This is a genomic window from uncultured Sphaerochaeta sp., assembly GCF_963676625.2.
In the GTDB taxonomy this organism is placed as follows: domain Bacteria; phylum Spirochaetota; class Spirochaetia; order Sphaerochaetales; family Sphaerochaetaceae; genus Sphaerochaeta.
In genome coordinates this window covers 352,451-366,864 of record NZ_CAXXYB010000001.1, presented here as the reverse complement: position 1 = coordinate 366,864, position 14,414 = coordinate 352,451, and the positions used below count along the sequence as shown (strand labels likewise).

Sequence of the window (14,414 nt, the reverse complement as noted above, 5' to 3'; positions counted from 1 at the left end):
GACCCCATGAAAATGGGTGGCGGCAAATCTGATCGAACGAGCATTTGCAGCAACATCAGTATTTGAATCGACAACATGTTCCAATTTTGGAAAATGTAACAAAAAACGCCAATTATGCTTGCTTAACCAGTTGAAAACCGGTGCCTTACAAACCAAAAGGAGATTCTCTACAGTTGTTGCATGCCCAAGCCTTTGGAAGGCGTCGGCTAATGCAATGGCAGGGGTAAGGTGACCTTTCCCTGCGTCGACGTATAACAACGCAATTCGCATGATGGTGTTATCATAGGGGAAAACAAGTCGAACAGCAAGTAGTAACGTAAAAGCTTGTCATGGTTAAAACCTAATTTATTTTCTTTTTTGTCTTTCAAATAGAAGGCAACTGGATCATCGATGATTGTAGGTTAGGAAAGCATTGTAGAAAAATAAAATATGAAAGCCAATAAATCAATTCTCCATAAGTACTTGATTGTTTTATTGATACAATACTGTTCTGCTATGAGTACTTGTTTGTGGACACCGTCCCCTACCCATTCGCTTGTCGATGTGGAGAATCATAGACAGCTTTTCTGGAAAGACAGTATGACCATTTCTGCATTTACCTATAGAATAACTACATACATAGTCAATAATCTTTTGATATATAGATTGAGACCCAGGTGTCTCAATATCTTGGTATTGAATCAATCTCTTTATTCGCCAGTACCAGTCTTTGCAACAGAATGAGGCTTGCCTCCTCTGAGTCAAAATAAGTATACTCAGAGATAACAAAAGGATCTTGGAGTAGCATGAAAATTCTAATCACTACGGAGTTCTATTTCCCAATTATTACCGGCGTTGCCACTGTTTTAAAAAACCAGAGAGAAACACTTCGGGCCCAAGGCCACGAGGTAAGGATTTTGGTGATAGGGCCAGAGCGAAGGACTTTCTTTGAAGATGATATCTATCATATCAAGGCAAGCAGGATTAGGCTCTACCCGGATTCTTACAATACATTTTGGTTTCATGATCCAATACTCAAGGAAATTCTTGCCTGGAACCCTCAAGTGGTTCATTCAAATGGTGAATTTTTTTCCATGGTTTTTGCAAGGCAGATTGTGAAAAAACTTTCCATTCCCCTTATTCATACATGCCATACGGATTTTCCCACGTATGGTGAGAACTATATCAAGAACAAGAAGGTATGGAACTTTGTCATAGCTCGTGTGCTGAGGGCCCGCCTGCGACTTGTGGACTGTATTATCAGTCCCTCTCTGAAGAACAAGAATATGCTCAGGGGGTATGGTATTTCCAAACCTATCGAGGTCATTCCTTCAGGAATTGAGATCTCCCGTTTTTCGCAACCTTTCAGTGAGAAGGAACGAAGTGATTTACGTTCGGCATTCTCTTTTTCTGATGAACATTTTGTATTTGTTTCCATCTGCCGACTAGCAGCAGAGAAAAATATCAAGGAGACGATAGCACATTTTGCTTCCTTGGTTTCTCTCAGGCCTCAAGCTAGGCTTCTTATCGTGGGAGGAGGGCCTGAGCAAGAGAATCTGGAAAACCAAGTCCGCAAATTGCATCTTGACCAACTTGTTCGGTTCAGTGGTTCGATAGATCCCTTGGTAGTCTGGAAGTATTATCGAATTGGGGATGTTTTTGTTACTTCTTCAACTAGCGAAACCCAACCAATGATTTCCATTGAAGCTATCTCCAGTGGAGTGCCTCTCCTTTGTAGGAAGGATGATTCTTTGGAACTCACTCTCGAAGAAGGAAATAACGGGTATTCCTTTATCAGTGATGAAGATTTTATCGAGCATGGGGTTGCCTTGATCGATGACCACTTTCTATGGGAACGTCTGCATCTCAATGCACTGGAAGGATCCAAAAAATTCAGCAGGGAAGTTTGGTGTGATAGGTTGCTCTCACTTTACAATTCATATATCGGAAAATAAGAAGGAGCCGTGGTTGAATATTCCCGGCTCCTGGCCTCCCTGAGTTATGCAAGCTTTCGTCGGAATTTGTTGCTTATCTTTTCCTTCAATATAATTGCCGCTGGCATTACCAGTAATGTTGAAAGCATGCAATTTATCAAGGCTATGGCCATAAGGCTTCCAAAATACCGTATAGGCGTATAGGAAGCAAATGTAAACATCAGCATACCGGTAACGATGGAAAGAGTGGTCAGAATGATTGGCCTACCTGTTTCCCGAATTGTTTCGATGAGCATTTGAGATATCTCTTTATCCTTCAGTTTTTGTTTATCCTTGAATCTGATGAGGAAATGGATTGCATCGTCGATTCCTGCACCGACAGCTACCGAGGCAAAACTTACGGTAACCATATCGAAGGGAATATTCATGAAATACATAAATACATAATTTGCCATAACCCCGGTGAGGATGGGGATCATGGAATAAAATGCATAATTCAAGGATTTGAATACTATGAGGACGACGATGAATACCAACAGATAACTTGCAAGGGTACTCCTTCGTTGGTCAGCTAGCAAGGTGTTGGAAAAATGAAGTGTAAGGTGAGGACTGCCCCCTATCGTTACCCTTGTTCCATCCGGTAACAGAGGCAGGTATTGCTTCAAAATCTTTTCAATTCGTCCAGAGCTGCTGATTGTTGTCAAATCTTGTTCTTCATAGTCATAGTTCTGGATGATGAGGTCCAGTGAGGATGCATCTGCATTGAGAATGGAGCTGAGATTTGTTCCTGTTTGCTTGCTCATGAGTACGACCATTCTGCTCAATAGATTCATAAGTGCTGGCGAATCAGGTATTCCCTCTTTTCCGCTATAAGTTTTGTTGGCAAAACTGACATAGGAAGAAAAGGATATGACTTGGAGAATATCCTTGCTGTTTTTCTTGATTGCTTGCTCATACTGGTAAACTTTTTCAAGATTGCCGGGCTCAAGAAAGAAATCCTTTTGTTCTTCGGGGGCTGTGATGGTAATGATGAATGGAGTATCGCCTCCCATCTTTTGTGCAAAATGCCGTGAACTCTGGCCAAAGGAATCGCTTTTGGGGAGATAGGACATATAGTTGGTATTTATCCTGATATGGTCTTTGGTCAAGACAAAGCCGAATATGACCATAATCCAGAGAAGGATGAAAAACCACCAATACTTTACTACAGTCCCACTTAAAAAAGAGACACTCCTGGAAAGAAGTCCGTGGGAATACGTCTTTACTTGAATTGGCTTTGGAGGAACCATCAGGGTCAAGAGGGCAGGAATATAGGTTGCTGCCAAAATTGCACAGTAGGTGACTCCGATGCCAACCGCAATCCCAAACTCTCTCAATGCAGAAGTATTTGACAGGGTGAGACTTAAAAAACCTATGACGGTTGTCAGACAGGCAAGGGAAATTGTCTTTATGATTTTCTGGGTTGATTCAATGGGGGAAATGCCTTTTGCAAAGTCAGAATAATATTCACTGATAACATGGATTGCATAGGAAGAACCCAGGTTCAGGACCATACAGGGAGTTACAATATTGACAATCGTAAGAGAATAGCCGAGAAGCTTCATTGTCCCCAGCGTCCAGATGATTCCAATTATAGACATCGAGAAGGGCAGGAGCATGCTTCTTTTTGCCCTGAAACTTAAATAATAGACCAACAGGATGGCAAGACAACAGAGTCCCAACAAGGTTCCCAGGTCTTTATTGAGGTAATACATCAATCTGTTATTTATAACAGCTCCACCGTTGATGGATATTTGCATCCCAGCTTTTCTGAGTGGTTGCATCAGATTTGAAAGCATTTTTTCCTGTGAAGCGTCAAGGGAGGAAGAATTGAAAGAGAAAAGCATACAGGTAAGGTCGTTGCTAACCAGATAGCTTCTTACTATAGGGTCTTTTTCGACCCTGGTCTTCAGAATATCCACTTCCTCCTGTGTCCAGGGATCTGTACCTTTATGGGGAGAAAAAGGCACTGTCATCAACCTTGTCCCCTTTTTTTCCATAGTGACGAAACTCAAGAGAGAGGAGCTTTCTCCCAATTCTTTCGTATTACTGAGGTCTTCCATGGTATTTGAGATGAGTGTGAGATTTGAGGGGGTATAAAGGTTTTTCGATTCTATCATGACTAGATAGGTAGTAGTGCTTGGATAATCCTCTTGGCCTTCGATTTTCCCTGTAAACGGAGCAGCATCTGCATTATATACATGTCCATTGCCTGAAGGTGTAAGCACCATCGTCTCGGGAATGGTAGAATCCACAGAGATCGCAGTAGCTTGTTGTGTTGTGTTCGGGGTACTGGAAGAGGGGTTTCCTCCTGCAAAGGATTCTTCGGCCTCACTTTTTGGCAACAAACTTCCATAATCACCATTGAGAGTGAGTGAAGTGGCATGATAAAGAAAAAAACAAGTGATTATTGCTATGACTACAAGTGTCAATTTGCTATGTTTTCCAATAAAGGAAAGAAAATGTGTTTTCATATTTCTCCAATTGCAGAATACTCCGGTTCCTTGTTTGAGAAGGAGTAGGGAAGTATATGTAGTAAACCGAAAACATCATAACATAGCAGGGGAAGAAATTGAAACCCTTTTGAATTTGTGTTTCTTGGTATAATTATGAAGAGAAAGGGAAAATACGTAGTTTTGTAACAATTATAATTGTTAATTGTTTTTAGCTCGGATGTCCAAATCCGAAAGGTATTTGTTAAGGAATCCTCAATTGCATAATTGACATAGCCTACATGATTCGGAATGATAAACAAGCAGTGAATGATCGAAACGATGGAACTAAATTAAAATTGTCTTTGAAAAATGCAGTAAGGAAGTTTTCCTATTCCCTTTCTGCCAATACCGTGAGTGCCGTCGCAACCACAACAATGGGGTTGTTGATACCTATCTTTTTGGATGTTGCCCAATTTGGGTATTGGCAACTGTATATTTTCTATGCTGGATATGCCGTATATTTCCATTTTGGATGGGCTGATGGCATATATCTTCGCTATGGTGGCAAAACTTCGGGAGACCTGGATAAACCAGAAATGCATTCCCAGTTTTGGCTCTACATCTTTTTTGAATTCTGTTTATTTCTGCTGGTTTCAATGTATGCCCTCATTTTCCTCAAGGATATTGACAAGCGATTGATAGTCTTTTGTGTTGGTCTGAACTGCGTAGTCTATCTTCCGAGGGTAATGTTGCAATATCTATTGCAAAGCATTGGGCAGGTAAGTGAATATGCAAGGAACCTGGTTCATGAACGGCTTCTGAATGTTGCCTTGATGCTGGCATTCATCTTTACAGGTAGAAGGTCCTATCATTATTTGATCATTGCGGATTTCTTGTCTAAGGGAATTACCCTGATCTGGCTGAGTTATCATTGCAGGGATATTCTCTTTACCCGGGGAATTCCCCTTTCCCTCAGTTTTCGTGAGGCCAGGGAAAACTTGAAAATAGGTTTCAAACTGATGTTTGCAACGGTTGCAAGCATGTTGATCATCGGAATTGTCCAGTTTGCAATTGCCAAAGAGTGGGATATTGCAACCTTTGGTATGGTTTCCTTCGCTTTGGTGACAGCCCAGTCTATCGTTGTGTTCATCAACCAGATCAGTATGGTGTTGTTTCCTTTGCTCAAGCAGAGCGAACGATCGAAACTACCAGTTGTCTTTCATACCATGGGATCTTCGATCTCCTTGCCTGTAATGCTGTTGCTTTTTTTATTTTATCCCTTGCAAGTAGGCTTGAATCTTCTTTTGCCTAACTATACAGTGGGCATTTCGTATTTAGCAATTCTTTTTCCCATATGCCTGTTCGAGTCTAGAACGTCTCTTTTGCTCAGTTCTTTCATGAAAACCTTTCGCAAAGAAGATGCAATGATGAAAATCAACTTCTTTATGGTGTTTCTCTCAATACTCTCCACGATAGTCACCATTGGAATCTTTAGGGATATTGAATTGGGCCTGTTCTCTATTATAGCTTTGCTTGCCTTGCGTTGTGTCATTGCCGATATTTTTGTACAGCGTCTCATATCCCTCAATGATTTTGGCGAATTGGTCCAACTCTTGGTTTCTGCCGTAATTTTTATTATTGCAAGTTGGTTTATCGGAGGTCTGATGGGATGGCTTATCTACGGAATTTATCTGGTATTGGCAATACTTGTACGTCGCAAGCAATATCTTGTAAGCCTGCATGTTATCGGGCAATCAATGAAAGATAGATTATAGGCTACAAAAAAAGCACCCAGGGTGCTTTTTTTGTTAGGATTGCAGTAGAGGATTTCTACCAATTCTTTCCGTTGCTTTTCTTGGAAAAGCTTTTTGAATCATTTGACCTTGATTTTGAAAAGGTTTTACTCTTTGATCCACCAGAATATATTCCATGAGGACGGCTTCCCCCATCATTTCTGAAAGACCGATCAGAATCATTCCTTGGGCTATCCCCTTCACTTCCACGTACATCTTGACCATAGGGCTGGTATTCGTCGGTGCTACGTGAACGACTTCGGCTACGGGGACGATCGCTATATCCTCCACGGCTTTCCCTGTAAGGACGATCCTCACGATCTCCTCTTGTTCTGCCGGAAAGATTTTTCCCGTTTGGATTGTCAGGTTTTGCTCTTGTTATCAAGGGCCTGCCATCGGTGCTTCTATCAGAGAAGGTCTGAAGAATTCGTTCTGCAACCTGTAAAGGTGCTGAAACAAAGGAGAAATCATCCCTGACTGATACATCCTGGAGGTCTTGGTCCTGAGCTCCTACCTGTTCGATAAGGTAGTCAATCAATCTTCGTTTATCAAGACCATCCTTACGTCCACGGGCAATGAACAACCGCGTGAAACCTGACTCTTCAGAATAACGGGAATCCCTTCTGGGTTCGCGTTCACCACCTGAGTGGCCAATGTTTTTATACTTCGATTCATCAAGATCATCTTTGTAAAAATGGTTGAGCAATGTCAGGACAACTTGTTCTGCAGTGTTGTCTTCCAGAAGCTGTTGGGCAAGGGGAAGGAATGTATCGTTTGGATCGGGATTCTCTGCAAGAATTTCAGTCAACTTGCTTAATATCCTGGCGCGTTTGATACCAATGATTTCTGAAGCTTCAGGAACCGTTTCCCTGCGGATATCATTCTTGGATACCTTTTTAATAAAGGCAAAACGATTGAATTCGCGTGGTCCGACAAAAGTAATGGCAACACCTTTCTTTCCTGCACGACCTGTACGACCTACTCTATGGATGTAGGATTCAGGATCTTCGGGCAAGGAGTAGTTGATTACATGCGTCAAGTCAGAAATATCGATTCCTCGGGCCGCTACATCAGTTGCTACCACGATGCTGATTGAGTGATCTTTCATCTTATGGAGGATTAGTTCCCGTTGTTTCTGGGAGAGGTCGCCATGTAATGGTTCAGCGTCATATCCTCGGGCATTGAGTTTTTGACCAATTTCGTCACACTGGACTTTTGTCCGGCAAAAAATCAGTCCATAGAAATCTTCTTCCATATCGATAATTCGAGTCAAGGCTTCAAATTTGTCACCTTCACGAACTTCGAAGTAAATCTGGTCAGTAAGGTTTTTGGTTACAGAATCTTGTTGGATTTGCACAAATTCTGGATTTTTCATGAATTTTTCGGCAAGGCGCTTGATAGGAGCGGGCATGGTTGCGGAAAAGCAAAGCATTCTTTTTTCTGCAGGGGTTTGTCTAAGGACTTCTTCGATATCTTCGACAAAGCCCATGTCCAACATTTCATCTGCTTCATCAAGAACTACGAATTTCAAATGTTCAAGATTAAGTGAACCTCTTCTTAAATGGTCAAGGATACGACCGGGGGTTCCAACGACAACATGGACACCCCTTCGTAATTTACGAAGTTGCAGGTCCATTGATGCACCGCCGTATACTGCGGCGATTTCAAGATGACGCGTTCCTTTGAGTGAGTTGATTTCTTCAGCTACCTGAACGGCCAGTTCCCTGGTCGGAGCGAGGATCAAAGCTTGTACCTGATATGCATTAGGGTCAACGATTTCTAGAATAGGAAGGCCAAAAGCTGCGGTTTTACCGGTTCCTGTCTGAGCTTGGCCGATAACATCTACCTGGTCTTTGAGAAGAAGGGGAATACAGGCAGCCTGTATTTTTGTAGGTTCCTCGAACCCTTTCGCCTCAAGTGCTGCGATTGTTTGTGCGGACAGTCCGAGTTCCGCAAAGTGGGTTAAATCTGGCATGGATCTCCTGTGATATGTTTGGCTGAATTACGTAGTAATAGCCATGAAAATTAGTGATACCTTATAAGCATATACAAATGAGCAAGTTGTTGCAAGACAAAGGCATCGTAAATTATAGCAATTGCCTACCACCTGTTGCTGACATCCTCTGCGAATCCCAGAAAATCCTTGAGGACAAGTTCAGTACCATCATCAAGGACAACTATACCGGAAAACCATCCGAATACTTGATGTTGAATTGATTTGATCAGAAGGAAATTTGTAGAGGAGGAGCGGTCAACCGCAGGCTTGAAAGCCAGGTTAAACCTGTTGTCATTGCTGGAAAACGTCCAGGGCTCCAAATAACTTTTTTCTGGAATATGGAAAATTATCTCGTCGAGTTTGTGGATTTTACCGTTATAAAACAACACATTTTCGCTTGCGCTTGAACGATCGCTGAAACCATAGCCGATGTTGAAACCAAAGGGAATATTTTCAATAAGTCCAGAAGCTGAGCCCCAATACCATTTATTTTGGTAGGTCCAACGGCCACGACCCCAATCGAGTACTCCCCAGGCGTCCCCGTCCTCGAGTTGTTCAAGTTCAAAGGCTCTTCTGATAGTTCCCTTTACCGGCATGCAATTCAGTTTTTCGTTCAAGTAAAAAGCTTTTCTGTTTTCTTTCCAGCTTGTCGCGATATTCAGGCTTTCCAGTGATTCCTCTTGGGTGAGTGAAATTGAGACATCAAGTCCGACAGAACCGTCGGGAAGTATGAGGGAAGGACAACCAAACATAAGGTGGCGCTGATTTCCTTTTTTTATGAACGCAAATCGGAGTGTATCATTGGCCCATGAAACATTTGAATCCTCTCTGGAGGTCTTGCTTAAGCCAAGCTTGCCTAAGGTAAGAAAGGTAATGGCGTCTTTCTGTGCGCAGGCACCTCGGGCAAAGTCGATATAGGAGAGAGCAAAGAGGGAGGCAAATCCCAGGTCGCTCATTGTTGCTGTTACGGCATATCCCTTGCTTTGGTTTACGATAGCATAGTAATCCCATTCCTTGATTCGTAGGCTTGAGGCCTTTATAGCATTTCGGTCATAGGCAAAGTAAGGTTTTCGTGCCCAACCTTCTTCAACTACATGGCCTTTTCTGTTCAATAAAGGGGTAGGTGCAAGAATTTCATGTTGCATTGGCTTTCTCCTTTCTTCATTGTATCGCTGAAATCAGGAATTGTAACTGTACTTTTTTTGCGTTGTAGAACATGGGCAATAAAAAAGCTGACCGAAGTCAGCTTTTTGGTAGAACATGGGCTTATTTAGCAGTTTCGGTAGTATTTCCGAGAATGACCTTGAGGAAGGTCGTAAGGAAATTGTCCTTGAAGGCATCGGAAGCAAAGATAGCTTGGGAAAGATCTTGCTGGTTTTGTGAACCACTGAGATAGTTGTAGAACATCTTTACATAGCTACTTGTGTTTTCATCCTTTGCGTCGCTTTCAATCTTTACAACGAGATAGGAAGCGCCGTTCTTGATTGGTTTCACGATAGTTCCGACAGGCTCGGTAAAGAGCAATTTCCCGGTTGCTTCATCAGACGAGACGGAGGCAAGAAGCCCTTTTGTATCAGTAGTCTTGAAAGAGTTCATGTACTGGCTGGAACTGATGTTAAGGGGGGTTGCTCCTACGGAATTAACATCCAGATTTGCTTTTGCCGCCGCTTCTTCAAAACCATTGGCAGCATCAGAGGCAAACTGGTCAGCCTGGGATGAGAGATAGTCAGTTATGATCGGATCGTTATTATAGGCAAGGTAAGCCTTGACACTAGCGAGTGTGGCTGTATCAGTGAAATCAGGAGCCTTTGGTGCTGAGTCAAGACGATAGAGAGCCCATCCATTGGTACCTTCAAAAGGTCCTACGACATCCCCGGCTTTGGCTGAAAGGAACTGAGTTGCCTGATCGGCATTCTTGAAGTTCGGAAGTATTCCGTAATAGAAAACAGTTCCTACTTTTCCTTTTGCGCTTGCATAGGAATCCTTGCTGGATTCTGTGGCAGCTTCCTCAAAGGTTTTCGTACCGCTGGAAATTGAACTGGCGATGGCCTTTGCCTCATCTTCGGTTTGCACGGAAATGACACTGAGGTCCATGCTGTAGAATAGTTGCTTATTCATCAGCGCATATTCGCTGGCTTTCTGGTCAGGAAAAAGTGATGCATCCAAGGACACATATTTAAAGGTCCTGTTATCCGCGGCCATTGCGGCAATATAGTCAGCCTCGGCATCGGAAGAGAGGATGCTTCCTACATCGCTGATGACTGTCTGATAGGGGATTGCCCTACGAATTGAACGATCTACGGAAGCCTTGCTTTCAGCAGAAGCCTTCTGGAAGGTATCAACATCAAATTTCCCGTCTTTATTATAGGTTCCGCTATTGATAATAGCCCTGTTGACTACGTCATCGACAGCGATGATGTGCAACTTGTTGGCCATTTGATTGACGGCTGTGAAAATTACAGTACTGTCATAGGCACTTTTCCAGATCTGATAAAGTCTCTGGGTACCGTTGCCATCACTAGTTTTATATTGACTGGCATAATTCTGTACCTGATCATAAAAATAGTTGTTGCTGGTATACTTGACATCATCTTTGCCGTATTTTCCGAAAACGATTTCATTGGATTTGTTTCCGCCGACCAAGGCTTCAATGGCAGGGGCCATGACAAAAGAGACAGCAATAAGAATCAGTATTATCATTCCGGCAATCCATCCGAAAGTAACCTTTCTTTTTGGTTTGATTACCAGTGTCTTCTGTTCTTTTGTTCCGTTCCCATTTGATTTTGTGGTAGCGCTCTTGAGGGCTTTCCCTTCCTCGTTGGTTTTCTTTTCCGTTGTATCGTCATTAGAAGACATCATATAACCTCTTTGTTCCCATGCATTTTCCGCCTATGCGGACAGTCTTCTGAAAAATACCATTTCATATACGCCCTGTCAATCAATACCTGTCGGAAAACGGTACCATGCTTGGGATTCGTATTGACATTAAAATATGCAAAAGCTATATTGGACGTCGGCTATTGAGTTTCCGGGTAGTAGCGCAGGGGCTAGCGCACCTGGTTCGGGACCAGGGGGTCGGAGGTTCAAATCCTCTCTGCCCGACTAAGAATCAATTAAGACTCCTTATGTACTAAATTCTTAGTGGTGAGGAGTTTTTTTATTGCAGAGGTTTGATGCTCTACTGTTCCCCCCCACTTATTTTTCAAAAACATTAGCTTTGACACTTGTGCCTGAACAGCCCTCAAAATAGGTTGTGGTTTTTCGTTTTTGTCTAGCACTGGATTTGTTTTACGTGGTATATATTTCGAAAACAAGGAAGGTCTCTATGTCTTATTCAGTATTGGCTCTCGACCTTGATGGTACTTTGACCGATTCCCAAAAGAGAGTAAGCCCAGCATCCAAGGCTGCCATTCATGCAGCCATTGGACAAGGGGTAGCTGTTGTCCTTGCTTCCGGAAGACCTATGATTGGTATCAAGCCTGTTGCCCAGGAACTTGACTTGTTCAATCTTGGTGGGTTTATCATTTCTTACAACGGCGCAAAAATACTTAACTGCAAGACAGGGGTGACAGTTTTTGAGAGAACCATACGTCTTGAGGAAATCCTTACGACCTTGAATTTTGCCAGACTGAAAGATCTTGCCTTTGTATCTTATGACAAGAACGGCATCATTACCGATCATCCTGATGATCCTTATGTAGGAAAAGAAGCATTCAACAATGCTATTCCCATCCGATATGTCCCGAACCTGGAACAAACAATACTGGAGGCACAACCGAAAGTAATGATTGTAGGAAAACCTGAATTGCTTGCTCCTGCACAAAAGGATTTACAAGAATTACTGGGCAGTCGTGCCACGGTGGCTTTTTCTGAACCATGCTTCATGGAAATCACGGCCAGAGGAATTCAGAAAGCCAGCTCCTTGGATATACTGTTGTCGCTTCTTGGCAAAAATCGTTCTGATCTTATGGTCATCGGGGATGGGCTGAATGATATTCCCATGTTTGATATTGCTGGCTTGGCGGTGGCAATGGAAAACTCCCAGGAAGAAACCAAAAAACATGCTCACGTGCACACTGCCTCCAACGATAATGATGGGGTAGCTTTGGCCATAGAACGCTATATTCTGTAGGACCTCACCTTGTTTCTTGAAAGAAGAGAATGCCGAGGTCTCCATCAAGCCCTGGCTTCTTGTGAAACTCACCGATTAAATAGCAAAAGCCCAGTGACAATTGCGTCAAAAGGGCACCTCTCATCATTGGAGAGGCACCTTTCATTTCTTGATTTACCCCATTATGCAAGTACATACAGGATGGATAACATTCAAGACAACATAAAATAAATACTTCATTGGTCTATATTTCCGCAGTCATCTTGATTCTTTTGCAATATACCCTAGTCCGATACTATCTTTTTACTTTTTGCTTCTTTATTATTTTTATTACACCAGTTCAGTATATTTGATTATTCTCTATGTGCTGAAATGGTAGGTAATTGGAAAGATTTACATATTTTGAATAGCTTTGAACGGAGGATATATGCCCAGAAAAAATCGCTTTGAAGTCTATATTCTCAAACAAACAAAGAGCATTATGGTCGCAGAGATTGTATTGATATTCTTATTTGTTGCATTGCTTGGATATGTCGTAAAGATTACGGGGGGCACAAAATTTGTTTTCTCGTATTCGCTTTATATACCTATTATGTTGGGAGCTTTGTGTTTTGGCCTTCCTGGAGGAGCTTTGACTGCTCTTGTCGCTGGACTTGTTCTTGGTCCCTTTATGCCACTGGATTCTTCCAGGGCTATTATGCAACCTACCATAAACTGGGTTTTGCGTTGTACTGTCTATGTTTCGATTGGTTTTTTACAGGGCTATATCTTTTCTCTCATGAAGAATTATATGGTGTCAGACAGATGGAAGAGCAAACATAATGTGGATACTGGTTTGGAAAACAGGGATTCCATGGAAAATGCAATACAGAATTTAGTAATTTCCACCGTCAATCCGAAAACTATTTGCAATGTGAGCATTTTCTATGTAGGTAACTATGATGTCATTCTTTCTACCTTGGGCAAGGATATCGCAGATAGCCTGATTGCCAAAATTGCGCAAGTCCTTTCCGCTGGGATGAAGGATTTTGATTGCCCGGTCTTCCATATCTATAGGGAAGTGCTGGGAAGTTTCCATCTAGGGGATTATCCCACGATGGAAATGATGGAGAGCTGGTTGAATACCTTGACCGCTTCTCCTATTTATATTGAAGGTATTCCCTATTTATTGGATTTGCATGTTGGAGGTGCAAATCATGCAATAGAAGGTCTTGATGCCAGTATACTGTTGAAACGAGCCCAGATTGCCTCAATCTCCGCAAAACAAGAAAATAAGATTTTCTTATTATTCAAGGATGAATTCGAAGGAACTGAGAGACAGAATCTTGCTATTCTTGGAAGTGTTCCAAAGGCTATTGAAGAAGACCAATTCTTTTTGGTATTTCAACCTGTAATTGATGCAAAGGATGATTCTGTGGTAGGGGTTGAAGCCCTGCTTCGCTGGAATTGTCCCCAATTGGGATATTTAACCCCATCATCCTTCGTTACGCTTGTCGAACAGACTCCCCTGATTGATTCCCTTCAGAAATGGGTTTTGGAGAAAGCTCTCGAAAGTCTGGGCCTTCTGAATAAAGAATTTCCCTTTTTACATTGTTCCATCAATTTATCAGCCAATACCCTGCAAGATGGAAAAATTGCAGATTTCGTGCAATCCTTGATTATTTCCAAAAATCTCAAGGCCGAGAATATTCTTTTTGAAGTAACAGAAACTGCAGTGATGGTTTTTCCGGCATTGGCCATCGAGACTCTTCAAAAACTGAAAGATCTAGGATGCAAGATAGCTCTTGATGATTTTGGAACTGGTTTGTCATCTCTTGCCTATCTTGAGTATATCCCGGCGGAATTGGTCAAGCTGGATAAACTGTTTGTCGACAAACTGCCCTATTCGGAACATACTCGGATTTTTGTTACGGAAATTGTAAAATTTTCCAAAAATCTTGGATTGGAAGTCACTGCAGAAGGAGTGGATTCCCAAAGGAAAGTACAATTATTACGAGATTCCGGATGTGACTTCCTTCAAGGTTATTATTTTTCCAAACCACTTTCCCTTGATCAACTTCAAGTCTGGATACGTGAGAGTGAGAAAGAGAATCCAAAGCAAAAACCAGAATCGCGAATGCAGTGAAC

General features: G+C 42.2%; 8 protein-coding genes, 1 tRNA gene and 1 pseudogene. 5 read left to right on the top strand and 5 right to left on the bottom strand.

Annotation, left to right across the window (positions count from 1 at the left end):
* Positions 1-270 (bottom strand): annotated as a pseudogene (locus ACHZBG_RS01670) (UDP-N-acetylglucosamine--LPS N-acetylglucosamine transferase); the annotation flags it as partial.
* A gap of 515 nt (positions 271-785) precedes the next feature.
* Between ACHZBG_RS01670 and ACHZBG_RS01665 the strand changes: the two are divergent.
* Positions 786-1,934 carry a glycosyltransferase gene (locus ACHZBG_RS01665; RefSeq protein ID WP_320127700.1) on the top strand — a complete coding sequence of 383 codons (1,149 nt, stop codon included), beginning with the start codon at positions 786-788 and terminating at the stop codon, positions 1,932-1,934.
* 44 nt (positions 1,935-1,978) lie between these two features.
* Here ACHZBG_RS01665 and ACHZBG_RS01660 read toward each other — a convergent pair whose 3' ends face one another.
* Positions 1,979-4,426, bottom strand: a complete 2,448-nt coding sequence (locus tag ACHZBG_RS01660) for an MMPL family transporter (RefSeq protein WP_320127699.1) — start codon at positions 4,424-4,426, stop codon at positions 1,979-1,981.
* 260 nt (positions 4,427-4,686) lie between these two features.
* On the opposite strand from ACHZBG_RS01660, the gene ACHZBG_RS01655 reads away from it, so the two are divergent.
* Positions 4,687-6,162 carry a hypothetical protein gene (locus tag ACHZBG_RS01655; RefSeq protein ID WP_320127698.1) on the top strand — a complete coding sequence of 492 codons (1,476 nt, stop codon included), beginning with the start codon at positions 4,687-4,689 and terminating at the stop codon, positions 6,160-6,162.
* Positions 6,163-6,217: 55 nt separating this feature from the next.
* Here the strand turns inward: ACHZBG_RS01655 and ACHZBG_RS01650 are convergent, their stop codons facing one another.
* The 3 genes from ACHZBG_RS01650 to ACHZBG_RS01640 all read right to left on the bottom strand — a co-directional run bounded on the left by ACHZBG_RS01650 (position 6,218) and on the right by ACHZBG_RS01640 (position 11,035).
* Positions 6,218-8,155 (bottom strand): DEAD/DEAH box helicase, encoded by a 1,938-nt coding sequence (locus tag ACHZBG_RS01650; protein ID WP_320127697.1) that lies wholly within the window; start codon positions 8,153-8,155, stop codon positions 6,218-6,220.
* Positions 8,156-8,280: 125 nt separating this feature from the next.
* A complete protein-coding gene (locus ACHZBG_RS01645; protein ID WP_320127696.1) occupies positions 8,281-9,321 on the bottom strand; it encodes a DUF2804 domain-containing protein in 1,041 nt (346 codons plus the stop codon).
* Positions 9,322-9,442: 121 nt separating this feature from the next.
* Positions 9,443-11,035, bottom strand: a complete 1,593-nt coding sequence (locus tag ACHZBG_RS01640) for a peptidylprolyl isomerase (RefSeq protein WP_320127695.1) — start codon at positions 11,033-11,035, stop codon at positions 9,443-9,445.
* Positions 11,036-11,205: 170 nt separating this feature from the next.
* Here ACHZBG_RS01640 and ACHZBG_RS01635 point away from each other — a divergent pair.
* From ACHZBG_RS01635 to ACHZBG_RS01625, 3 genes are all read left to right on the top strand, one after another.
* Positions 11,206-11,278 (top strand) — tRNA-Pro (locus ACHZBG_RS01635).
* A gap of 223 nt (positions 11,279-11,501) precedes the next feature.
* Positions 11,502-12,308, top strand: a complete 807-nt coding sequence (locus ACHZBG_RS01630; protein WP_320127694.1) for a Cof-type HAD-IIB family hydrolase — start codon at positions 11,502-11,504, stop codon at positions 12,306-12,308.
* 406 nt (positions 12,309-12,714) lie between these two features.
* On the top strand, positions 12,715-14,412 hold the full coding sequence (locus ACHZBG_RS01625; protein ID WP_320127693.1) for an EAL domain-containing protein: 1,698 nt from the start codon (positions 12,715-12,717) through the stop codon (positions 14,410-14,412).
* The last annotated feature ends 2 nt before the right edge of the window (positions 14,413-14,414 follow it).